The 22,527-nt window shown below is 48.0% G+C and carries 20 protein-coding genes; 14 read left to right on the top strand and 6 right to left on the bottom strand.

Annotation, left to right across the window (positions count from 1 at the left end; all coding sequences use genetic code 11):
- Positions 1–17 precede the first annotated feature (17 nt).
- The 12 genes from AC2204_RS03145 (at position 18) to fabV (ending at position 12,735) form a co-directional block, all read left to right on the top strand.
- Positions 18–368, top strand: a complete 351-nt coding sequence (locus tag AC2204_RS03145; protein ID WP_318924035.1) for an ApeI family dehydratase — start codon at positions 18–20, stop codon at positions 366–368.
- Positions 368–2,056 (top strand): glycosyltransferase family 2 protein, encoded by a 1,689-nt coding sequence (locus AC2204_RS03140; RefSeq protein WP_318924034.1) that lies wholly within the window; start codon positions 368–370, stop codon positions 2,054–2,056. Before AC2204_RS03145 ends, AC2204_RS03140 begins: the two co-directional genes overlap by 1 nt.
- Positions 2,046–3,593 (top strand): HAL/PAL/TAL family ammonia-lyase, encoded by a 1,548-nt coding sequence (locus AC2204_RS03135; RefSeq protein ID WP_318924033.1) that lies wholly within the window; start codon positions 2,046–2,048, stop codon positions 3,591–3,593. Before AC2204_RS03140 ends, AC2204_RS03135 begins: the two co-directional genes overlap by 11 nt.
- A complete protein-coding gene (locus AC2204_RS03130) occupies positions 3,590–4,027 on the top strand; it encodes an acyl-CoA thioesterase (RefSeq protein WP_318924032.1) in 438 nt (145 codons plus the stop codon). Before AC2204_RS03135 ends, AC2204_RS03130 begins: the two co-directional genes overlap by 4 nt.
- The gene (locus AC2204_RS03125) at positions 4,011–4,679 is read left to right on the top strand and encodes a LolA family protein (RefSeq protein ID WP_413466661.1); all 669 of its coding nucleotides are present in this window, start codon (positions 4,011–4,013) and stop codon (positions 4,677–4,679) included. Before AC2204_RS03130 ends, AC2204_RS03125 begins: the two co-directional genes overlap by 17 nt.
- Entirely contained in the window at positions 4,663–7,002 is a 2,340-nt protein-coding gene (locus AC2204_RS03120) for an MMPL family transporter (RefSeq protein WP_318924031.1), read from the top strand. The genes AC2204_RS03125 and AC2204_RS03120 overlap by 17 nt, the downstream gene beginning before the upstream one ends.
- A gap of 5 nt (positions 7,003–7,007) precedes the next feature.
- Positions 7,008–7,649: a DUF3261 domain-containing protein gene (locus tag AC2204_RS03115; protein ID WP_318924030.1), complete on the top strand. Its 642-nt coding sequence runs from the start codon at positions 7,008–7,010 to the stop codon at positions 7,647–7,649.
- A 15-nt stretch (positions 7,650–7,664) separates the two neighbouring features.
- Positions 7,665–8,939: a beta-ketoacyl-[acyl-carrier-protein] synthase family protein gene (locus AC2204_RS03110; RefSeq protein ID WP_413466660.1), complete on the top strand. Its 1,275-nt coding sequence runs from the start codon at positions 7,665–7,667 to the stop codon at positions 8,937–8,939.
- Positions 8,932–9,411 carry a hotdog family protein gene (locus AC2204_RS03105; protein WP_318924028.1) on the top strand — a complete coding sequence of 160 codons (480 nt, stop codon included), beginning with the start codon at positions 8,932–8,934 and terminating at the stop codon, positions 9,409–9,411. Before AC2204_RS03110 ends, AC2204_RS03105 begins: the two co-directional genes overlap by 8 nt.
- Positions 9,408–10,133, top strand: a complete 726-nt coding sequence (locus AC2204_RS03100; RefSeq protein WP_318924027.1) for a 3-ketoacyl-ACP reductase FabG2 — start codon at positions 9,408–9,410, stop codon at positions 10,131–10,133. Before AC2204_RS03105 ends, AC2204_RS03100 begins: the two co-directional genes overlap by 4 nt.
- Complete coding sequence (locus AC2204_RS03095; RefSeq protein ID WP_318924026.1) at positions 10,130–11,362, top strand: beta-ketoacyl-ACP synthase; 1,233 nt, start codon at positions 10,130–10,132, stop codon at positions 11,360–11,362. The genes AC2204_RS03100 and AC2204_RS03095 overlap by 4 nt, the downstream gene beginning before the upstream one ends.
- Positions 11,363–11,532: 170 nt before the next feature.
- Positions 11,533–12,735 carry an enoyl-ACP reductase FabV gene (gene fabV, locus AC2204_RS03090; protein ID WP_318924025.1) on the top strand — a complete coding sequence of 401 codons (1,203 nt, stop codon included), beginning with the start codon at positions 11,533–11,535 and terminating at the stop codon, positions 12,733–12,735.
- A gap of 105 nt (positions 12,736–12,840) precedes the next feature.
- Here the strand turns inward: fabV and AC2204_RS03085 are convergent, their stop codons facing one another.
- The 5 genes from AC2204_RS03085 to AC2204_RS03065 all read right to left on the bottom strand — a co-directional run bounded on the left by AC2204_RS03085 (position 12,841) and on the right by AC2204_RS03065 (position 16,914).
- Positions 12,841–14,259 carry an aspartate kinase gene (locus tag AC2204_RS03085; protein WP_318924024.1) on the bottom strand — a complete coding sequence of 473 codons (1,419 nt, stop codon included), beginning with the start codon at positions 14,257–14,259 and terminating at the stop codon, positions 12,841–12,843.
- Positions 14,260–14,328: 69 nt separating this feature from the next.
- On the bottom strand, positions 14,329–14,715 hold the full coding sequence (locus AC2204_RS03080; RefSeq protein ID WP_318924023.1) for an ectoine synthase: 387 nt from the start codon (positions 14,713–14,715) through the stop codon (positions 14,329–14,331).
- Positions 14,716–14,726: 11 nt separating this feature from the next.
- Entirely contained in the window at positions 14,727–15,992 is a 1,266-nt protein-coding gene (ectB, locus tag AC2204_RS03075; protein ID WP_318924022.1) for a diaminobutyrate--2-oxoglutarate transaminase, read from the bottom strand.
- Between the two features lie 23 nt (positions 15,993–16,015).
- Positions 16,016–16,558 (bottom strand): diaminobutyrate acetyltransferase, encoded by a 543-nt coding sequence (gene ectA, locus AC2204_RS03070; protein WP_318924021.1) that lies wholly within the window; start codon positions 16,556–16,558, stop codon positions 16,016–16,018.
- 74 nt (positions 16,559–16,632) lie between these two features.
- The gene (locus tag AC2204_RS03065; protein ID WP_318924020.1) at positions 16,633–16,914 is read right to left on the bottom strand and encodes a hypothetical protein; all 282 of its coding nucleotides are present in this window, start codon (positions 16,912–16,914) and stop codon (positions 16,633–16,635) included.
- 157 nt (positions 16,915–17,071) lie between these two features.
- Here AC2204_RS03065 and AC2204_RS03060 point away from each other — a divergent pair, with 157 nt between their 5' ends.
- Positions 17,072–19,033, top strand: a complete 1,962-nt coding sequence (locus AC2204_RS03060) for a BCCT family transporter (RefSeq protein ID WP_318924019.1) — start codon at positions 17,072–17,074, stop codon at positions 19,031–19,033.
- On the opposite strand, the gene nhaA is transcribed toward AC2204_RS03060, so the two are convergent.
- Complete coding sequence (gene nhaA / locus AC2204_RS03055; protein ID WP_318924018.1) at positions 18,997–20,361, bottom strand: Na+/H+ antiporter NhaA; 1,365 nt, start codon at positions 20,359–20,361, stop codon at positions 18,997–18,999. The genes AC2204_RS03060 and nhaA overlap by 37 nt on opposite strands.
- 811 nt (positions 20,362–21,172) lie before the next feature.
- Between nhaA and AC2204_RS03050 the strand changes: the two genes are divergently transcribed.
- Positions 21,173–22,408 (top strand): HD-GYP domain-containing protein, encoded by a 1,236-nt coding sequence (locus tag AC2204_RS03050; protein ID WP_318924017.1) that lies wholly within the window; start codon positions 21,173–21,175, stop codon positions 22,406–22,408.
- The last annotated feature ends 119 nt before the right edge of the window (positions 22,409–22,527 follow it).

Genomic DNA, 22,527 nt, shown 5'->3' with positions numbered 1-22,527 from the left:
AGAAAGCCGGTACTATAATGACCAAACGTAAACCCACTATTATCGCTCAGCACATCACGGATGACCGTGCTGTACTGACATTGAAAGTCGATGCCGATATTTTAGATTTTCAGGGCCATTTCCCGTCACACCCATTACTGCCGGGCGTCACTCAAATTGACTGGGCGTTATTTTACGGCCAGACCCTCTTAAATGCCCACCCCAATTTTGCCGGGATGGAAGTGATTAAATTTCAGAACCCCATTTTACCCGACAGTATTGTCGAACTGAGCCTGAGCTGGTCTGAAGAAAAACAGAAACTGCAGTTTACTTACTCGTCCGCAAGCGGCTCCCACTCGTCAGGACGAATCAAATTGGATACAGAGTGATGACGACGTTCCACCCCTGCTTTCTGATCCCCTGTTATAACCACGGCAAAACCGTGCCGGCAGTATTAGATTCACTGGCAAGTTACAACTTGCCGGTGATTATTGTTGATGATGGCAGTAATGAACAAACCAAAGCGATTCTTGCCGAACAACAACAGCGCGAGCATGTCAGTGTCATCACCCTGCCAGAAAACCAGGGCAAAGGCGGTGCGGTCATTGCGGGTATTTATCAGGCATTTAAGCAAAGCTTCAGCCATGCCATTCAGATTGATGCGGATGGCCAACACAACTTAGACGCACTGCCCAAGCTGATTGCAGAGGCGCAAGCCCATCCAACGGCGTTAATTTCGGGTCAGCCCGTATATGACGAATCAGTTCCAAAGTCCCGCTTATATGGCCGCTATGCAACCCACATCTGGGTCTGGATTGAAACGCTCTCTTTTACGATCAAAGACAGTATGTGTGGCTTTCGTGCTTACCCTATCGGTCGCACGATAAAAATATTGGATCGCAATCAGACCGGTAAAAGGATGGATTTTGATACTGAAATCATGGTTCGTATGTACTGGGATGAGTGCGACATTCGCTTTATTGACACGAAAGTCATTTATCCCGAAGGAGGGATTTCCCACTTCGATGCGTTATGGGACAACGTGAAAATCAGTGCCATGCACACCCGATTGTTCTTTGGCATGTTACCGCGTATCCCTAAGCTATTAAAACGTCGGTCAAGCCAGCAGCAACATTGGTCTTCGCATGCCGAGCGAGGCACCATTATCGGCATTCAAACCCTGCTGGCGGTCTATTCACTGCTGGGACGATCCGCATTTAACTTATTGCTGAAACCGGTCATCGCCTACTACTACCTGACCGGAAAATCCGCACGTAAGACATCCGAATTATACCTGGACAAATTAACCACCCACGCCAGACGACAAGGAAGCGCATTGCCAGGAAAGCTTAGCAGCTACCAGCATCTGCTCTCTTTTGGCCATACCGTGCTGGACAAATTAGCGGCATGGCGGGGAGATTTTTCCGAAAAAAACCTGACCCTGCATGGCTTTGAACATTTTGAGGATCTTGTTCATCAAGATAGGGGGAGCGTGATCATCGGCTCTCATCTTGGCAATCTGGAACTGTGCCGGGCACTGAGTCGCCGTCATGAGAGCCTGAAAATTAACGCGCTGGTTTTCACCGAACATGCCGAGCGCTTTAACGCGGTCATGAAAGCGGTCAATCCAAAATCTGAGATCAACCTGATCCAGGTTAGCCAGTTGGGTCCGGATACCGCCATTTTGCTGGAACAAAAGTTAGCGCAAGGAGAATGGATTGTCATTGTTGGCGATCGCACCTCTGCCACTAAAGAGCAACGCGTCGTCTGGGCCGATTTTCTTGGCCAGCCAGCCCCGTTTCCGCAAGGGCCATTCATTCTGGCTGCGGTTTTGAAATCACCGGTTTACCTCTTATTTGGTCTGCGCGATGAGAATAAGAAAACACCGCATTTTGATATCTATTTCGAACCCTTTTGCGAACAAGTCAAACTGCCAAGAGGGCAACGTGAAGAGGCTCTAAAAACGGTCGTTAGCCAGTATGCCCGCCGTCTCGAACACTATACGATGATGGCGCCACTACAGTGGTATAACTTCTTTAATTTCTGGCAGTTAAGTGAAAAAAATAATGACAAATAAGCCCCAAGAAAAGATCCAATTCGGCGCAGAGCGCCTGACCATTGAAGATGTACTTTCCGTTGCCAATGGCAGCCTGGCTGAAATGAACAGCTCGGTTGAATTTACAGCAAAAATTGATCGTGGCGTCGCCTTTCTTGAGCGCCTGCTCAAGGAAGAGGGCGTTATATACGGTGTAACAACAGGCTACGGTGATTCTTGTACCGTCGCCATTCCGCCGAATCTGGTTGATGAACTGCCACTTCACCTGACCCGTTTCCACGGCTGCGGACTGGGCGAAAATCTTGACCACCAGCAAGCCCGTGCCGTACTGGCAACCCGGTTATGTTCTCTGGCACAGGGCGTTTCCGGCGTCAGCCATGATCTGCTTAATCAGATTGTTACCCTGATCAACCATGACATCTCACCGCGCATTCCTCAGGAAGGCTCTGTCGGGGCCAGCGGTGATTTGACCCCTCTGTCTTATTTGGCGGCAGTGTTAATTGGTGAACGTGAAGTTATCTATCAGGGTGAGATCCGCCCGACCGCTGACGTCTTCGCCGAACTTGGGATCAAGCCCATCAAGCTGAAACCCAAAGAAGGTCTGGCCTTGATGAACGGGACTGCCGTGATGACTGCGTTAGCTTGTATTGCCTATAAACGGGCAGAATATCTGGCACAGCTAGCAACCAAAATCACGGCAATGGTCTCTGTCGGCATGCACGGCAACGACTTTCATTTTGATGAAGCACTGTTTGCAGTGAAACCCCATCCGGGCCAGCAGCAAATTGCCAGCTGGTTACGCTCTGATCTCCAGGCTGATCGTCCGCCACGAAACAGTGACCGCCTGCAAGACCGTTACTCATTGCGCTGCGCGCCGCATGTTATCGGCGTGCTGCAAGACACTCTGCCATGGCTGCGTCAGATGATCGAAAATGAACTCAACAGTGCTAACGATAACCCCATTATCGACGGCGACAACGAACGCGTACTGCATGGCGGTCATTTCTACGGCGGCCATATCGCAATGGCGATGGATACCCTGAAAACAGCCGTGGCGAACATCGCCGATCTGCTGGATCGCCAGATGGCTCAGCTCATGGATTATAAATTTAATAACGGCCTGCCGTTCAATCTCACCGGTGCAGAAGGTGAACGAAAGCCTATTAATCACGGCTTTAAAGCGGTCCAGATTGGTGTCTCGGCGTGGACGGCAGAAGCGCTGAAACACACCATGCCTGCCAGCGTATTCTCACGCTCGACCGAATGCCACAACCAGGACAAAGTCAGCATGGGGACCATTGCCTCCCGCGACTGTCTGCGCGTGTTGCAGCTGACAGAGCAGGTAACCGCCGCGTCGCTACTGGCAGCATCGCAGGCGTTAGAGCTCCGCAAGCGCCATAATGAACTGGATGAAAACCACTTCAGCCCGGCGCTGAAGGCAATAACAGACGCGGTATTGCAAGACTTTGACCCTGTTATAGAAGACCGCCCGCTGGAAAGTGATTTGCGGCGCTTCATCGCAAAAATTCAGCAGCAACACTGGGAACTGTATAAATGACAAAAAATGTGACTCACTTAAGCGCTGAAGTCACTATGGTCACGTCCTTTCAGGATGCTGACCCTATGGGCGTGGTCTATCACGGCAATTACTTCCGCTTCTTTGAAGAAGCACGTCGAATATTGATGGAAAAGATTGATTACAGTTACCGGGAGATGATGGACTCCGGCTATATGTGGCCAATCATTGATACCCGGGTAAAGTACGTCAAGCCAATTCCGTACAATCACCGGATCCGTATTTCTGCTTCTCTGACCGAGTGGGAAAACCGGCTCCGAGTCGATTACGTGATCTATGATGCCGATACCGGGCAGCGTATGACCAAAGCACACACCATGCAGGTCGCTGTCAATATCGACAATGGTGAGATGTGCTTTGTGTCACCGACAGTATTCACTGACAAAATAGAGACATGGCATGCTGTTAATAACTAAGCCGATAATCAAACAGTGGGGGCGATTTCTCGGTGCGACTCTCTGCTTTAGTCTCACCGTCATGGCAAGTGTTTCAGCTCAGGCAATTTCATTGCCTGAGCTGCAGCAACAGCTCTCTCACCAGCCCATTGTGCGCGGTGACTTTGAACAAACCCGCAAAATGGAAATGTTCAATCAGCCGCTGACTTCACAAGGCCAGTTTCTGCTGGCTGAAAAGCAGGGGTTATTGTGGCAACAGACTGTGCCTTTTCCGGTATCGCTGATCCTGACCCAAGATAAATTAAGCCAGCAGGTCGCAGATCAGCCAGCCCAGGTTATTTCAGCCAGTGAAAACCCGATGGTATTCTATTTCAGCCACGTATTTCTCTCGCTGTTCAAAGGTGATACCAGCCAGCTGACAGATCAGTTCGACATGGTGTTAACCGATAATGCCAAAACCTCCACCAAAGCAAATCAGTGGCAGTTAGTGCTTACTCCCAAATCTGCCCCATTGAATGCCGTTTTTAAAACGATCACCATTAATGGGCAAGATTATATCAATAACCTGACACTGACTGAAATTCGTGGTGATATCACCGACATTACGTTTTCTAACCAACGTGCTGTACCCGCTGAACTAACCGCAGAAGAACAACGTGCCTTCCAATTCTAAACTTGCCGCCGTTTGGCTGTTGATTGTACTGTTACTGGCTGGTGCCTTGGGATACCAGCTAACAGCCAGCCGCCATACGCCGATTGAAACCAATATTCTGGCGTTGCTGCCTGAGAACCGGAAAGATCCGATAGCACAGCAAGCTTTCGATCAGGTTGCCGATAGCATGAGCAACAAAGTCATCTTTCTGATCGGCAGTAAAGATAAAACACAGCTGATCTCTGCCGCCGAGCAATTCTCAACCCAGCTCTCAACCCTCGGCATGTTCAGTGACGTCACGGGCAAACTGAGTCAGAATCTGCAACAAGCCTGGGGCCAGCTTTACTTTCCGAAGCGCTTTCAGTTATTAACATCAGAGCAAAAAACACGCTTACGAGAAGTACCCGAACAACAAGTCCAACGCGTGATCCACGCGCTTTACAATCCTTTTTCGGGTGTCACCGGCAACGAGCTGAAAAGCGACCCCTTCCTGTTGTTCCGGGATTTTTTAGCCCAACTGACCGCCCAGTCTGGCAGCTTCAAGCTGACTGACGGGTTCTTAACATCAAGCGACCAAGACCGGGACTATGCCCTGATCACCGCCGATCTGGCAGGCTCGGCCTATAATCTGGGATTACAACAGCAACTCCCCGAATTAGCCGCACTCGAAGATCAAATCCGCCAGCAGTTTGCTGTTGATATCCTCCATACCGGGGTGATTTTCTATGCCGCACACGGTACAGAAAGTGCCAAGAGTGAAATCAGCACCATCGGTATTGGTTCACTGCTCGGCATTGTCGTATTGCTATTGGTGGTCTATCGCAGCCCGCTGCCACTGGTACTGGCCCTGCTTTCAATTTCCTGCGGGCTGTTAGCGGCTTTTGTGCTTACCGTAGCGATTTTCGGCAAGGTACATCTGTTCAGCTTAGTGTTTGGTGCCAGCCTGATCGGGGTCTCGATTGATTATGCGTTCCACTTCCTGACCGATCGGTTAGCCGAAGGCAGTCACTGGGATGCGCGGCGAGGGCTGAAGCATATTTTTGTTGCCATCACTCTGGGCCTGATCACCAGTTTGATTGGCTATTTAGGCATGTTGATTGCACCGTTTCCCGGCTTGCAGCAACTGTCATTATTTTCGGCATTCGGCTTAGCCGCCGCTTATGCCACAGTGGTATGTTGGTACCCGATCCTCGCTCGTAATCCGAGTCAGCCTCGGATCTTGCCAATGACGCCATTGATGACGGCATGGCTGGCAATGTGGCAAAAGCCCGCGGTCCGTATTGCTCTGCCATCGGTCTTGCTACTCGCCTCGTTAGTCGGTATTTACCATACCAGCTATAACGATGATATTCGCCAGCTACAGGCCCTTCCTGCCGCACTTAAGCAGCAGGAAGAAACCATTAAGACCATCACCGGCATCAGTCATAGCCAGCAGATGCTGCTGGTCAAAGCAACCGACGAGCAGGCGTTATTAGCGCAGCTAAACCTGGTAACCGATCAGCTCGATACTATGATCGGAACAAGCACATCTCTCAAACAGGCCGCTTTAGCAGGCTATCAGAGCATTAGTCAGTACTTACCCTCGGAACAGGCACAACAAGATAATTTCCGGCTGATCCGCCAGCTCTACCAGCAACAGGGGGCGGCGCTGACTCAGCAACTTAAACTCAACACGAATATAAAACTTGATCATGACTTCAGTCCATTGACGGTTAATGAATTTCTGGCATCACCGGTATCAGCGCCACTGCGCTTTATGTGGCTGGGTAAACTCAGCGGTCAGCAGGCAGCCATTATTCTGTTAAGCGGCGTCAGAGATCCGCAAGCGATACAACAATTTTCAGCTCAGGATCCGGCGCTCAGTTATCTCGATAAAGCCGACGAAGTCTCTTCATTGTTTGGTGAATACCGGATACGGGTCACTGAACTGTTAGTGGCCGCCACCGGGGCTATTCTGGCCTTGCTCGCATGGCGCTATGGGCTAAAACAAGCAATCTTGCTGATTATTCCGCCGGTTGTCGCCGGCTGTGTCGGCATTGCGGTGACCGCCATAACAGGGGTACCGCTAAACCTGTTCAATCTGCTTGCGTTGATCCTGATCTTAGGTATCGGTATCGACTATACCGTGTTCTTTGCTGAACAGACCCAGCCCAAAAGTACGCTATTGGCCATCAGCCTGTCGGCAGCAACCACCCTGCTCTCTTTCGGCTTGCTGGCATTGAGCGCGACTCAGGCAATCCACAGTTTTGGGATCACCGTACTAACAGGTATCATGGTCGCCTGGTTACTTGCCCCGCTTTCCATGCCACAGCTGGTTAGCCACACAGATGAGGTAGATGGATGAGGCTCATGCCCCGGAGCATACGGTTATTAACGTCGGTTCGGTTAATAAAGCCAGTACCGTTAATAAAAGCCTGCATTCTGTTTTTTTTGATGACGGTGCTCAGTGGTTGTGCCAGCAAGCCTGAGCCCCTGGCCAATCAGGTCAATATCGCCCCTGATACTTATGTCACCCTGCCTGCCCCCGCAGCCCTTGGCCAAACATTAACAGCCAGCCAGCTCATTACTGCGCAATGGGCCGGACAGAGCCACCAGCTTCCCGTGCAGCTGCAAGTCGATCATCAAAAAATTGCGCTTGCCGGTTTTTCATCCTGGGGCTCACGTATTCTCAGCCTGACTTATGAAAATCAGACCATCGAAGCCAGCGTACTACCGGGGCTTGGCGACACGCTGCCGCAACCGGAGCAGGTACTGTTCAATCTGATGCTCACCCTGTGGCCGGCTGACGCCTGGCACAACCCATTGCAAACCATCGGCTGGCAATTGATAGAAATATCACAGCATCGTCAGCTGATTGATGATAGAGGTAATGTGGTCGCTGATGTTGACTATAAAGCAACCCCGCATCTCGCTGGTGACATCGTGTTTACCCATTACCCGTTGGGATACACCATTACGATTAAAACATTACATTACAGCCCATTAAAATAAGTTCGATTATTCGCGATGACCATAAAAATATCGAAAATCAACAGACTCTTGAAACACGGCCCCTGCCCGGTTTATATCCACGGGTGTGGTTTTAATTCTGCATTAGGCCTCAATGCCAAGGAGGTACATGCTCGTCTGCAACAGGGGCGTTCACCTGACATGATCCCTGTCTCAGGGTGGCTCAATGACGGAACAGAGACGGTGGTGGGGAAAGTGGCCAGTGAACTACCCGCTATTCCGTCACGCTGCAAACAGCAGGATACGTTTAATAACCGCCTGGCATTATCGGCACTGCTGCAAATTGCCGAGCCCATTGAACAAGCCATTGCCCAATATGGCCATGATCGTATTGCCGTTATTGTCGGTACCAGCACTTCTGGCATTGCTGACGGCGAACAAGCGCTCACAGCCAATATTAAAGACGGTAGCTTTCCTGAAGATTTTCATTACTACCAACAGGAAGTTGGCAATACGAGCGAATTTATTGCCGATTACTTTGCCCTCACGGGGCCGGTCTACACCCTTTCTACCGCTTGCTCGTCCAGCGGCCGGGTATTTTTGTCAGCCAAACGGCTGCTTCAAGCCGGTATTGTCGATGCCGTGATCGTCGGCGGTGCTGATTCGTTATGCCGTCTGACACTCAACGGATTTCATGGTTTAGAGGCGCTTTCCAGCACCTTGTGCAACCCTTTTAGCAAAAACCGCGATGGCATCAATATTGGCGAGGCAGCTGCCTTCATGCTGCTGTCTCTTTCCGCCGAACTGCAACCTCTTGATGCTGATAAGCCACAACAAACCGGCAATAGTGACACCCCGCTTGCGTTATTAGGTGCCGGCGACAGTTCCGATGCGCACCATATTTCAGCCCCTCACCCGGAAGGCAACGGGGCAGAAGAAGCGATGCGAAAAGCATTAGCAGATGCGGGGTTAACGCCGCAAGATATCGGCTATGTTAATGCCCATGGCACCGCAACGCCGCTTAACGATGAAATGGAGGCCAAAGCCATTCACCGGGTATTCGGCCCGCATACGCCTGTCAGTTCAACCAAACCTTTCACAGGCCACACGCTGGGGGCAGCCAGTGCAGTAGAAGCCGCCATTTGCTGGCATATTCTGCGCTACAATCTCGATCTGCCCGCGCAGATCAATGACGCTCAGATTGCCGATACCTTAGCGCCGGTGAATCTGGTTCAACCCAAGACAAAACTGACGAAACAGGCAGTTTTAAGCAATTCTTTTGCCTTTGGCGGCAATAACATCAGCCTGATCTTTGGGTATGTCCATGACTAGTATTCCCCACCTCCATCAACTGCTTCCACACGATACGCCGATGGTGTTGGTTGACGAGCTTATCGACGTCGGCGAAGAACATGTCCATTGCCAGGTCACCATCAGTGAACACTGTATTTTCTTCAATCCAGATAGCCGAACCATTCCGGGTTATGTCGGCATTGAGTTTATGGCACAGTCTGTTGCCGGCTGGTCAGGCTATCATGCCTGGCGACAAGGCGAAGCCTCGCCCATCGGTTTTTTACTTGGCAGCCGTCGCTATCAAACTAGCTGCAGCGCGTTTAAGGAAGGCGATATACTCGACATTTATGCCGAGCGCTTAATGGAAAGCAATGGCATGGCGGTATTTAGCTGCCGTATTGAATGTCAGGGCCAAGAACTGGCATCCAGCCAGCTGAATGCCTTCGTACCACCTCAAGAGAAATTAGATAAAATGTTAGGCAGTTTTCAGAACAATAGGAACCACTCATGATCCGACACGTGTTAGTTACAGGTGCGAGCAAAGGCATCGGACGTGCCATTGCAACTCAGCTGGCTAAAGATGGCTTTAGTATTGCCGTCCATTATATGAGTGATAAATCAGGCGCAGAGGCCACATTGGCCGAAATTGAACAAGCGGGTGGTTCCGGTCATCTAATTCAGTTTGATATCTGTGATCGCAACCAGTGCCGAGAACGTCTGGAAGCCGATATAGCCGAACATGGCGCCTATTATGGCGTGATCAACAATGCGGGAATAACCCGGGATACCGCCTTCCCAGCCATGACAGAAGAAGAGTGGGATGGCGTGATCAGCACTAACCTCGACAGCTTCTATAACGTGCTTCACCCGTGTGTCATGCCGATGGTACAAAAACGCAAAGGTGGCCGTATTATCACCATCGCTTCAGCGTCTGGCATTATGGGGAACCGCGGTCAAACCAATTATAGTGCCGCCAAAGCCGGCGTGATAGGTGCAACCAAATCACTGGCTCTCGAACTGGCAAAACGCAAAATCACCGTTAACTGTGTCGCACCGGGGCTGATTGATACCGGCATGGTCGAAGAGCACGTAAAAGAACAAGCGTTACCTCTGGTGCCACTTCGACGTATGGGGGAACCAGAAGAAGTCGCAGGGCTGGTCAGTTATCTGATGTCTGATATCGCCGCTTATGTCACCCGCCAAGTTATTTCTGTAAACGGAGGTCTTGTATGACCCGCCGCGTTGTTGTTACAGGTATGTCTGGTGTTACCGCTTTCGGTAATGACTGGACAAGCGTTGAGCCTAAACTCCGTGCATGTGAGAATGCCACCGTGTACATGACGGACTATGAGCAGTATGACGGTTTAAATACCAAGCTGGCCGCCCCCATCGCAGACTTCACGTTGCCCAAGCACTATACCCGTAAAAAGATCCGCTCAATGGGCCGGGTTTCCAAGCTTTCCACTCTTGCAACTGAAAATGCCCTGATCCAAAGCGGCTTGATCGATAACGACGTGCTGACCAACGGCCAGACCGGTATTGCCTACGGTTCATCAACGGGCAGTACCGCGGCAATCGGTGCCTTCGGGGTGATGCTAAATGAAAAGACCACCAAAGCGATCACCGCGACCACTTATGTCCAGATGATGCCACACACCACCGCGGTGAATGTCGGTTTGTTCTTCGGTTTGCGCGGCCGGGTGATCCCGACCAGCAGTGCCTGTACATCTGGCAGCCAGGCCATTGGCTATGCTTATGAAGCCATTAAGCATGGCTACCAGACCGTCATGGTTGCTGGCGGGGCAGAAGAGCTATGCCCGACTGAATCCGCGGTCTTTGATACGCTATTTGCAACCAGCTTGAAAAACGATGTGCCGAAGTCCACTCCCCGCCCATACGATGCTGAACGTGATGGCCTGGTGATTGGTGAAGGTGCAGGTACATTAGTACTGGAAGAGTACGAACATGCTGTTGCCCGCGGGGCGAAGATTTATGCAGAGCTTGTCGGCTTTGCTACCAACTGCGATGCAGCCCATGTCACCCAGCCTCAAATGGATACAATGCAGATCTGTATGGAAATGGCACTGAAAGATGCCAAGCTTTCAGCTGATGCCATCGACTACATCTCAGCCCATGGTACCGCAACGGAAAAAGGCGATATTGCTGAAAGCAATGCCACGGCCAACATCTTCGGCAATAAAGCGCCGATCAGCTCGCTAAAAAGCTACTTCGGCCATACGTTAGGTGCCTGCGGTGCGATTGAAGCGTGGTTAAGTTTGGAAATGATGAACAGCGGCTGGTTTAACCCGACCCTGAATCTGGAGCACATTGATGAACGCTGTGGCAACCTCGACTACATTTCAGGACTAGGCCGCGAGTTAGATTGCCAGTACATTATGAGCAATAACTTTGCCTTTGGTGGGATCAACACCTCACTGATATTCAAGCGCTGGCAGGGCTGACGTTAACTTAGCGCTTATCTGCTAAAGCGTTTTACCGGAACAAAAACCAGAAGCCCCGAAACGGGGCTTTCTTTATCTGGCATCAAAACAAATCTTCACGAATATTGGTTTAATGTCGTGGTGAATATTTAGCCAGACCATTACCGCTGGTCGCATCTGAGGAGATCCCATTGATCATTAAACCCGTTATTAAAGGGGTCGTTGCCCGTTCAGCCCATCCAGTAGGCTGTCAGCAAGCCGTTCGCAATCAAATCGACTACGTAAAATCGGTCGCGCCCATTGATAACGGGCCGAAGAAAGTCCTGATCTTAGGTGCATCATCCGGCTATGGGTTAGCCTCGCGTATCGCCCTTGCCTTTGGTGGGGCGCACGCAGATACCATCGGTGTTTCATTCGAGCGGGGTCCCAGCGACAAAGGCATAGGCAGTGCCGGCTGGTACAACAATATCTTCTTCCGCCAAGAAGCGGAAAAAGCGGGCCTGATCGGTAAAAACGTTATCGGCGATGCATTTTCTCCGCAAACCCGACAGCAAGTGATTGATTACATCAAAACCGAATTCGGCGGCCAGCTCGATTTAGTGGTCTACAGCCTGGCAACAGGCGTGCGCCCCAACCCTGAAACCGGCGAAATGTGGCGGTCTTCCATTAAAGCTATCGGCGAGCCCGTTACCGGGCCGACGATCAATCTTGAAACCGATAAGATGGAACAAATGACCATCGAATCAGCGCTTGAGCAGGAAATTGAAGCCACAGAAAAAGTGATGGGCGGTGAAGACTGGGCCAGCTGGATTGACATGTTGTCTGAGGCGGGTGTGCTTGCCGAAGGGTGTAAGACCGTGGCGTATTCCTATATCGGGGCAAAAAGTACCTACCCTATCTACCATCAGGGAACACTGGGACGGGCAAAAATGCACTTACATGCCACCAGCAATACCCTGAATGACAAGCTGGCAGCCATTGGCGGCAGTGCCCACGTCTCGGTATGTAAAGCGCTGGTTACCAAAGCCAGCGTCTTTATTCCTGCATTTTCGCCTTACATTCTGGCACTGTTTAAAGTGATGAAAGAAAAAGGCTTGCATGAAGGCTGTATCGAACAGATGCAGCGGCTGTTTGCTGAACGGTTATACGGCACAGAACATACCGTGCCGGTTGATTGTCAGCGCCTGATCCGTATCGATGACCGGGAGCTCAGTGACGATGTGCAGCGCGAGGTTGATGCACTGATGGCACAAATAAACCATGATAATTTTGCCCAGCTCGGCGATTATCAGGGCTATAAATCAGACTTTATGCAACTGAACGGCTTTGATCTTAAGGGCGTTGATTATCAATCTGAGATCTGCCTCGATAGCTTACAAAGGTTAATGCCGTAAAGTGAACCAGAAAACGCCCATTTACGAGCGGAGCATAAGACTTGAGGGAATTTTCCGGTCGATTTTAGCCGCTCGCTTTCAGAAAAGGAGCATGATGCACTGACTCTAACCGGCCTTTTTTGTCAGCGTTTCAGCCCGGCTGATAAACTCGGAGTGAAGTGCACATATCGCCGCCTTGTAGTGTTTGTCTTCTACCACAAACTGGACATTCACATTACGCATGGAAGAGTGTGCCGCTATTGGTGAAATCTGCTTCTCTGTTAAGGCGAGTATGCCCTTGCTTAACGCGGTGTTGGTATTGATAAAGGCACCAACAATTGAAATCAGTGCAACCATACAGCCGGTAATGGTTGAATTTGGATAGCGTTTTTCTGCCCTATAGAGCAATTTGTTCAAGCTTTCTGTCCCACCACTTAAATAGTAAGTAATGGAGTTGGCGTTCATTTCTTTACCAATTAATTTCACCCTGGCGTCAGAAATAATTTCCATCATTTCATAGCTGACATTATCGGCCTTACCAACCATCGCCTGATCAAAAATGTGCAGAGCGAAGACCTTGCTTTTACCGGCAATGATTTCCACCATTTCAGCTTCAGGCTGGTAGTCTTGTGAAATAAGTGTGCCCGGGTGTTCAGGTTCAAAAGTGTTTTTGATCCGTATTTCAATGTTATTTTGACGTAGCCCAGATGCTGCATTAGGGTGGATCGCCTCCATGCCCAAGTTGGCCAATTGATCGGCAACGTCAAAGTTGGTGTGCCCCATCGGGAAGACCTTTTCAGGACCGACAATGCGCGGATCGGCACTGCTTAGGTGATATTCCTTATGGATGATGGCCTGATCTGCGTGAGTTAAACATGCGATACGACTAAAGGTGATTTCGCTGTAACCGCGATCGTAGGTTTTCATCAGCCCTTCATCACAATAGGCGTAGCCAGTCACGATAGGCAGTTCTTGAGTCACATCAATATCGGCAAATGCATGTTTGATGACGTCATCCAGGCTGCCATAGCTCTTGTCATCCCAACCGGACAAATCAACAAACTTGGCATTAATGCCCAGGGTTTTTAATTTCAGGGCCGTGTTATAGGCGCTGTGTGCCTCACCGAGCGATGATAAAAATTCTCTGATTTGCGGCAAGTAATGGCGCAAAGAGAACTGGCCATACTGGCAGGTTTCCATAATGTTAGTGATACAGCTGATGGCGTCTGTGATTCGTGAACGGATAAACGTATCGGCACGCCGGCGATTAACAGGGTCGGCAAACATATTTCCGTTGACAAGTATCATTCGCATTTCTAAATCGGCGACAGCTTTTCGCCATGTTTCATCACGCTTGGCGATATACTGGTAAATGCCGGGCTTGCCGGTGCGCTTGCACTCTAGCAGCGCATCGGTGATACCGCTGTAAGCCGATACCACAAAAACTCGATTATAGGGAGAGGCGGGGCGCAGCATTATATTATCTAAGACAGCATCGAATGCTGACATTGATGTACCGCCGATCTTCTCTACGGTATAACTCATGAGGGAATCCTTTACTCGTTGTATTAAATCCGTGGGGGAAAAGGGCATTGACTGCCCTTGATAAGAGGATTATTCCACTAACGGATACACTCCATTCTCGTCATGGATCTCGGCACCGGTAATCGGCGGATTAAACACACAGGCCATTACCATCTCTTTATTTTTATAGGCACGTAAGTAATGCTCATCGTTGTTATCTAAGATATACAATGTACCTGGCTTAATCGGGTAGGTTTTATCGCCGATCACTTCGATCTCACCTTCGCCGGAAATACAGTAAACCGATTCTAAATGGTTCTGGTAATGGATATGGGTTTCCGTATCTTCATAAATAGTGGTGATGTGGAATGAAAACCCCATCTTGTCGTCTTTTAACAGCATGCGGATACTTTCCCAGCTGTCCGACACGACACGGCGTTCACTGTTTTGACACTCTTCCAGAGTTCTTACAATCATGCTTAAAATCCTTAAGACGCTTTCTTCATCAGTTTAGTGGCGACGATATCTGCTGCCTGGTCGAAAATATGCAATCCTTGCTCAAGCTCGGACTCACTAATAGTCAGTGGACAGAAGAATTTAACGACTTCGTTATCTGGGCCTGCGGTCTCAATAACCATCCCTTTTTCGAAACATATTCTGGCGATGGCAGATGAAATTGCGCCGCTCTTGCACTCGACACCTTGCATCATGCCTCGGCCTTTCCCGCGGACAAACAATGAAGGGTAACGGTGCATGGCACGTTTAATCGCTTTGTGGACCTGATTTGCGCGCTGCGCAATATGCTCTTCAAAGTCATGGTTTGCCCAGTAAGCCGTAATTGCTTTTGTGGCTGTCACAAAGGCATGGTTATTTCCACGGAAAGTTCCGTTATGTTCGCCTGGCTGCCATATATCGAGTTCTGGTTTTAATAGCACCAATGCCATTGGCAGCCCATAACCACTAATAGACTTGGACAGGGTCACGATGTCTGGTTTGATCCCCGCCGGTTCAAAACTAAAAAATGTGCCGGTACGGCCGCACCCAGCTTGAATATCGTCAACTATCAGCAGGATTTCGTACTGCTGACAAATTGCGCTCAGTCGTTTCAGCCAGTTATTGGATGCGACATTCAGGCCGCCTTCACCTTGCACCGTTTCAACTAATACGGCTGCAGGCTTGTCTAACCCACTTGAGTTATCGTTTAACATGGTTTCAAACAGAGTCAGGCCATCAACCCCAGCGTAGCCTTCGTACGGAAGACGAGATGTGCCTGTCAGAGGCATACCCGCTCCGCTGCGGTGGTGCTGGTTTCCCGTTGCCGCCAGAGCACCGGCGGTACAACCGTGAAAGCCGTTGGTAAACGTAACGATGTTCGTACGGCCGGTTACTTTACGAGCAAGCTTCATTGCCGCTTCAACAGCATTGGTGCCGGTAGGGCCGGTGAACTGCACTTTGTAATCAAGCTTTCGGGGTTCGAATATATGATTACGGAGTGCGGTTAAAAACTCCGCTTTGGCCTGTGAGTGCATATCCAGCCCGTGAGTGATCCCATCGCTATCGATGTAATCAAGTAGATCCTGTTTCAGTACTGCATTGTTATGACCGTAGTTCAACGAACCTGCGCCAGCCAGAAAGTCGAGGTAACGTTTATCATCTTCGGTATGTAGCCAACACCCTTTTGCAGATGAAAAAACAACGGGGAAGTTATTTGCATAAGATTGTACGTTTGATTCTTGCTTTTTGAAGATATCCATTGGGGGACCATGTTTTTAGTGAATTAATGAGTGTTACTAAGAGGGATGCGATACAGGTATTCGGTATCGTGTTTGCCCTTAAAGTGTTTATGCTCGTCCAGAAAAGTTGTCACTGACCCTTGGCTATCATTGGCCTTGTCCAGTTTCTTAAACAGGCTCCATGAGCCTTGATTGTCTTTTGTGATGGTTGTTTCGACCGCCTTCACTTGTTCCAGGCTATCGCGCATTAGAAGTTCTTTTAGCATATGAAATGCAAGCCCTTTCCCCCTATATTTAGGGGCTACGGCAACCTGCCAAACAAACAGTTCACGATTGTTTTCAGGCTTTAGGTAGCTGGATATAAAACCGGCTATTTCGTCATTGCATTCTGCAATGATGCAGGTTTGCCTAAAGTGAGTAGATTGCAAAAAGTTGCAATAAGACGAGTTCACATCCAACGGCGAACATGCAGCGATAAGCTTATGCACCTGGTCACCATCGCCGATGTTTGGTGCTCTAAAGACCCATTTGTATTCATCCTTGGTCAATGTTGCCGAGCTGACAATCCAAGGTGCTGTCGTAATCATTTTGCGCCCATATTCCTTAGTGGTCTAAACAATTAGCGTATGATTATTACGTCTTACGACGAATATATCAAGAGTTAATATTGATAATATTCCGTCGAACCGCCTAAAGCCATTGATTTTAATGTTGTTATTGTGCTGTCGAATACGCCACCAGACGTTTCGTACTGTAAATATCTGGCCGATTGGTTAGTAAAGCTGGTAAGCCATTGCCAGACGATCTCAATTGGCAATGGCTTTGGTAATCGCCCTGCTACTATCGCTGCAATGACGCTGAATGACATGATGAGATAACGTTGTTGCGGGGAATAGTGAGTGTGAGCAGATGGTTGATTTGGATACCGTGTCGCTCTCTCCATGAACGGCGGCCTGGGCAATTGGGTTCAAATCATTTTGGAAAAATCCAGCAAAAAAATCGAATCATCTACTCATTTCTTGGTTAGCTTCTATATTTGAATAACAAACAATCCAGTTAAGACCAGCTATTTCGATAAGATAACGAATAGGTACATAGCTATGGATGTTAAATCCGATTTAAACAAAGCTGTCTTTTTCCCTTCGCTGGCGCTGTCTCTTATCATTGTGATAACCGCTGCGATCTTCCCGGCGGCCACTGAGCAGTTTTTCAAGGGGATCCAACACTGGCTCGTTACCAAAGCTAGCTGGTTTTATATCTTATCTGCCGCCATATTCCTCATTTTCTCGGTGTCCATTATGTTTAGTCGCCTTGGCGACATTAAGCTCGGACCGGATCATTCCACCCCCGATTACTCTAATCGCTCGTGGTTTGCCATGTTATTTTCTGCCGGAATGGGGATAGGCCTGATGTTCTTCGGGGTTGCCGAGCCTGTCATGCATTTTTTATCGCCGCCGATTGGAGAGCCGGGAAGTATTGAGGCTGCCCGGCAAGCCATGCGGATCACGTTCTTTCACTGGGGACTCCATGCCTGGGCAATTTATGCCGTTGTCGCCTTGGCTCTTTCGTATTTTTCGTACCGGCATGGGTTGCCACTGCTGCCTCGTTCAGCCCTTTATCCCATCATCGGAGACAAAATTTACGGTGTGCTGGGCCATGCGGTCGATACCTTTGCCGTACTTGGCACTTTGTTTGGTGTCGCCACCTCTCTGGGCTTTGGGGTAGTACAGGTTAATGCTGGTTTTCACTATTTGTTTGATTTACCTCAGACGGTTGGCGTCCAAATCGGGCTGATTGCGATTATTACTCTATTTGCCATGATTTCTTTGCTCCTGGGGTTGGAAGGCGGTATTAAGCGCCTCTCAAATATCAACATGACACTGGCGGTTACACTGCTTATTTTCGTGTTATTGGTTGGGCCGTCTGTCTTTATTTTGCAAACTTTCGTGCAAAATACAGGGAGTTACTTGAGCGAAATTGTTAATAACACCTTTAATTTGTATGCCTATGATCCGAAAGAAGACTGGATAGGCGGTTGGACTTTGCTCTACTGGGGGTGGTGGATGTCCTGGTCTCCTTTTGTTGGCATGTTTATCGCTCGGGTTTCACGAGGCCGTACCATTCGTCAGTTTATTGTAGGAGTCTTGTTTATACCGGCCGGCTTTACTTTTCTGTGGATGACCGTTTTTGGCAATACGGCAATTCATGAAATCAGTACTAATGCCGGTCAATATCTAGCGGATGCTGTGAACGATGATGTTTCGGTGGCCTTATTTGTATTTTTTGAACATATGCCGTTCTCTTCAGTTCTTTCAGCGCTTGCCGTGATGCTGATCATCACTTTCTTTGTCAGTTCCTCTGATTCCGGGTCATTTGTCATCGATACTCTAACCTCTGGAGGCTCGGAGCATCCCCCGGTATGGCAGCGTATGTTCTGGGCTTCTCTGGAAGGGATCGTTGCTGCTACCTTACTGGCCGCTGGCGGCCTTTCCGCTTTGCAGACATTGACCATTGCTACCGCATTTCCTTTTATGCTGATTATGCTGGCATTTTGCTATAGCTTGTTTGTGGCGATCAAAAATGACCAGATGTTACAAAACAGCGTACAAAACCATAATACGTCGCTGCAATATACTCAGACAAGTGTCAACTGGCAATCCAGGCTTTTTGCGTTACTCAATTATCCGCGTATTAATGAGGCAAATAGCTTTATTCAGCGGGTAGCGGTTCCTGCTCTGACAGAATTGGCTCAGCAGATGGACAAAGAAGGATTAACGACCCAGGTTGCGGTAAAAGAAAACGGGGTTCGTCTGACTATTAATAAAAGTGATGTCGAAAATTTTTCCTATGGCATTCGGTTGCGCCGTTTTGCGGTTCCAACTTATGCCGATGAAAAGCACGAAGAGTATTACCGGGCAGAAGTCTACCTGCTGCAAGGCGGCCAGCAATATGATGTTCTCGGTTACAGCAAGGAACAGATCATTGCCGATGCACTTACCCAGTATGAGCGCCACCTTCACTTTATCTACTTGGCAACGTCTGAAATTTTGGAGGAGGATTGAAAGCGAAGCCATAAGTAGCCACCTAACCCTGCAATACAAGAAGCGAGCATTATTGCCATTTTCGATGTCAGTAATGCTTGCAGGTTATTTTCAAATTCTAGCCCGCTGATGAATATTGACATAGTGAACCCCACCCCACCCAATAAACCAACACCGATAACGTGTTGCATATTCATTCCTGCTGGCAGCTGCCCTAACTTCAACTGAACCGCTATCCAACAAAATAATGGGATACCGACACCTTTACCAATAACAAGGCCAAACAATATGCCAAGCGCAAAGGGTTCGGTAACGGCACCGACTAATAAGTCTGAACTAACGGGTACGCCCGCATTAAAAAACGCAAATAAAGGCAGGATGAATAACGCTACAGGCTGCTCTAATACATTCTCCCATCGCTTTAAGGGCGTTGTCGCTTTTTCCGCGGCCTCTTTTACTCTTTCTACTACATCATGCTGCTCAGGCTCGCCTAACACTGGGGTATTATTATCTTTTTCATATTCAATGTGTTCATATCTGCGAAGTAGTCGATGAACACGATGTATAAACCAACTTGGCTCGTGTTTAGACCGTGCCGGAATGGTTGCAGCAACAAGTATCCCGGATATGGTGGCATGTATGCCAGAATCAAGCATAACGGCCCAAATCACAACACCACCAAAGAAATAGATACTCGGCTTCCGGATACCAAATAAATTACAAAGAACCAATGTCATAAGTAGCATTATGCTTATTATTATGTTGCCGGTGTTAATTGATTCAGAATAAAAGAAAGCGATGACTAAAATGGCCCCCAAATCATCAATAATGGCAAATAAAGTAAAAAATATGGCCGTCACTGCAGGTATCCGCTTACCAATTAAAGCTAAAATACCAAGGGAGAGTGCTGTATCTGTGGCCATAGGAACTCCCCATCCATGAGAGAATTCATTTGATAGATTAAACAAATAGTAAATACTGGCTGGTAGCAACATGCCACCTATCGCCGCTGCCAAAATTGGGGTTAACTGCTGGGTAGTTCTAATGTCACCCACTAATATTTCTCGCTTGATTTCCATTCCAATCAAAAAAAAGAAATAGGTCATTAGCCCTTCATTTACCCAATGCTTCAGATCCATATGAAAAGATCGATCACCAAAAATAAATCCGGCAGATATTTTAGTAAATGATTCATAGCTTTGAAGCAGTGGCGAATTAGAAATGACGAGCGCAGCTATAAAGCACAAAATAAGAATAATACTCGACGTAGTTTGATCGTGAATAAACTTTTGAAACGGTGTGTATAGTTTTTCAAAGCCTTTTTCTAAGGGCGTTTGGGTCAAAGCCATTGTCTGTTATCCACTTTGTGGCGAATTGGTAAAAATAACTGCCCAAGTCACGTTGATCGACAGTAATTTTTGAGACTGTTTTTCAGATCAAATATCTGACGATGCTATTTTTCGAATCACTTGTTTAATAGCCGGAACCAATAGTGGTGCAACGCTCAGGGTATTGCCAGTTGATGGGCTTGCTCTTGAACGTTCTGTTTGGCCTGGGTCTACCACCGGAGCGTTAGCTGAGGCATAGCAACAAGCTAAGTCAACAGTATCAGAGGATAACAGGTTAAATTGAGAGCGTTTGCTAACCATTACGTTGAATAGCGCTCAGTGCCGAAACATTTCATGCCCAATAAGCCCTTGTATTGATGACCTATTATTTAAACATCATTCTGTTTCTTTTTTAAAAACTCTAGCACAACGTTAGATTTTCACATCATTACTGATGTCTTTTTATGAAAAACATTAAGACAGCTCAGTATTCATACTTTCTCGTTAGTTGGTATTAATCGCGAATTATGTAGACGACTATTACTACGTGTCGACGCTCAATAACACCTTCAGGCTAGAGGTTTAATCAGCACAACAAATGCAACAGCATTCACATAACGTGAACCATTTCAATAAAACTGCATACATATGTTGCTAGTCTGATCTTAAGCTGTGGGCTTTGCATACCGAAGGTCGGTTGTAACCAGAAACGCCCCCCAATAAGTAACTGATTTTATACGTCTTTAAAAAATGACCTTCGATCCTCTCTTGTAAAATAATCAGCATGGAACGTTTAATGTTTTTTAAAAAGCAATTAAATCAGGGGTGATGCATGAGTACATTCTCAAAATTACAAATCAATCTTCGGCAAATGATTCTGGCGATCGAGACTGCTGTCTCTCTTGTGGGAATGAACGATACAAATCACGGAAAGCGTGTTGGTTATATTGCGAGTCAACTGGGAAAACAGCTTGGTTTTAGTGAACAAGCTATACAGTTTTCATTTGATCTTGGTTTACTGCATGACTGCGGCGTATCTACCGAGCAAATGCACTCTCAACTTGTCAATCATTTTGACTGGAGCGGTGCGCATAAACACTGTGAAATTGGCTACGCTTTGCTGAAGGATTTCGAGCCACTTTCAACATTTGCCATACCGATTCTTTACCACCACACACCGTGGGAAGAACTGAAGAAGCTCGATGTGAGTCCGCACGATTCTCGCATGGCTAACCTTATTTTTCTCTCCGATCGTATTGATGTGCTGGCTGCAACTCATTACGAGACAGATATATTACTTGCCAGGGAGGATATCGTTCGATCCATTACTCAGCATGAAGGAACATATTTTGATCGGTCAATTGTTAGCGCTTTTCGTCAGATATGCAAGTCCGAGGCTTTTTGGATTGCATTAGAAAATCGTCATATCACACGGTATGCATGGGATATGGGGCAATTTGAGAGCAGTCAGTCATTAAATATTGTTCAGCTTAAACAACTTTCATTGATTATGGCTTATATCGTCGACCAGAAAAGTCCATTTACCGCCCAGCACTCAAGAAGGGTTGCCAGTTTAGCGCGCTATCTTGCAGTAACGATTGGGTTATTTAGCGAACAATGCGAAAAAATTGAAATCGCAGGCTTATTGCACGATCTTGGAAAGCTCCATATTCCAGACCATATACTTGATAAGCCCGGGCCTTTAAGTGATATTGAACGCTCAATTATGAACCAGCACAGCTATGAGACATATGAAATTCTTCGACATATCAAGGGACTTGATGAAATTGCCTGTTGGGCTGCATTCCACCATGAGGGACTTAACGGTATTGGCTATCCATTTCATCCTAATAAACAAGATTTAAGTGTTGAAGCACGAATTATTGCTGTTGCAGATGTCTTTCAGGCGTTGGTACAAGACAGGCCATACCGGGATGGAATGCCATTAAACAAGGTGATTGATATTCTTGATGAGTTAACCAGCAGTGGAAAACTCGATCAAGATATCGTGAACCTGATCAAGAAACACGGAGAAGAGTGTTTTGAAATTGCCAAGGGGAAAGAGTAGGCACTGTTCGGTCATTTAATGGACAGCCCAATAGACCCGGCACTCCTCTCGGTGGACATAACCTTTAATCGTGAATTATTCATTAGGCTTTGCCATCCTAAGTATCAGGTTTTGTTTTC

The organism is Photobacterium sp., from assembly GCF_057456235.1.
Note: the sequence above shows the minus strand (reverse complement) of the source record. Positions and strands in the feature narration are given on the sequence as shown.

Excerpts from the sequence above, each read along its gene's own strand:
- AC2204_RS03145 (WP_318924035.1), top strand. The coding sequence starts at position 18 with ATGACCAAACGTAAACCCACTATTATCGCTCAGCACATCACGGATGAC.
- AC2204_RS03140 (WP_318924034.1), top strand. The coding sequence starts at position 368 with ATGACGACGTTCCACCCCTGCTTTCTGATCCCCTGTTATAACCACGGC.
- AC2204_RS03135 (WP_318924033.1), top strand. The coding sequence starts at position 2,046 with ATGACAAATAAGCCCCAAGAAAAGATCCAATTCGGCGCAGAGCGCCTG.
- AC2204_RS03130 (WP_318924032.1), top strand. The coding sequence starts at position 3,590 with ATGACAAAAAATGTGACTCACTTAAGCGCTGAAGTCACTATGGTCACG.
- AC2204_RS03125 (WP_413466661.1), top strand. The coding sequence starts at position 4,011 with ATGCTGTTAATAACTAAGCCGATAATCAAACAGTGGGGGCGATTTCTC.
- AC2204_RS03115 (WP_318924030.1), top strand. The coding sequence starts at position 7,008 with ATGCCCCGGAGCATACGGTTATTAACGTCGGTTCGGTTAATAAAGCCA.
- AC2204_RS03110 (WP_413466660.1), top strand. The coding sequence starts at position 7,665 with ATGACCATAAAAATATCGAAAATCAACAGACTCTTGAAACACGGCCCC.
- AC2204_RS03105 (WP_318924028.1), top strand. The coding sequence starts at position 8,932 with ATGACTAGTATTCCCCACCTCCATCAACTGCTTCCACACGATACGCCG.
- AC2204_RS03100 (WP_318924027.1), top strand. The coding sequence starts at position 9,408 with ATGATCCGACACGTGTTAGTTACAGGTGCGAGCAAAGGCATCGGACGT.
- AC2204_RS03095 (WP_318924026.1), top strand. The coding sequence starts at position 10,130 with ATGACCCGCCGCGTTGTTGTTACAGGTATGTCTGGTGTTACCGCTTTC.
- AC2204_RS03085 (WP_318924024.1), bottom strand. The coding sequence starts at position 14,259 with ATGAGTTATACCGTAGAGAAGATCGGCGGTACATCAATGTCAGCATTC.
- AC2204_RS03080 (WP_318924023.1), bottom strand. The coding sequence starts at position 14,715 with ATGATTGTAAGAACTCTGGAAGAGTGTCAAAACAGTGAACGCCGTGTC.
- ectB (WP_318924022.1), bottom strand. The coding sequence starts at position 15,992 with ATGGATATCTTCAAAAAGCAAGAATCAAACGTACAATCTTATGCAAAT.
- ectA (WP_318924021.1), bottom strand. The coding sequence starts at position 16,558 with ATGATTACGACAGCACCTTGGATTGTCAGCTCGGCAACATTGACCAAG.
- AC2204_RS03065 (WP_318924020.1), bottom strand. The coding sequence starts at position 16,914 with ATGGAGAGAGCGACACGGTATCCAAATCAACCATCTGCTCACACTCAC.
- AC2204_RS03060 (WP_318924019.1), top strand. The coding sequence starts at position 17,072 with ATGGATGTTAAATCCGATTTAAACAAAGCTGTCTTTTTCCCTTCGCTG.
- nhaA (WP_318924018.1), bottom strand. The coding sequence starts at position 20,361 with ATGGCTTTGACCCAAACGCCCTTAGAAAAAGGCTTTGAAAAACTATAC.
- AC2204_RS03050 (WP_318924017.1), top strand. The coding sequence starts at position 21,173 with ATGAGTACATTCTCAAAATTACAAATCAATCTTCGGCAAATGATTCTG.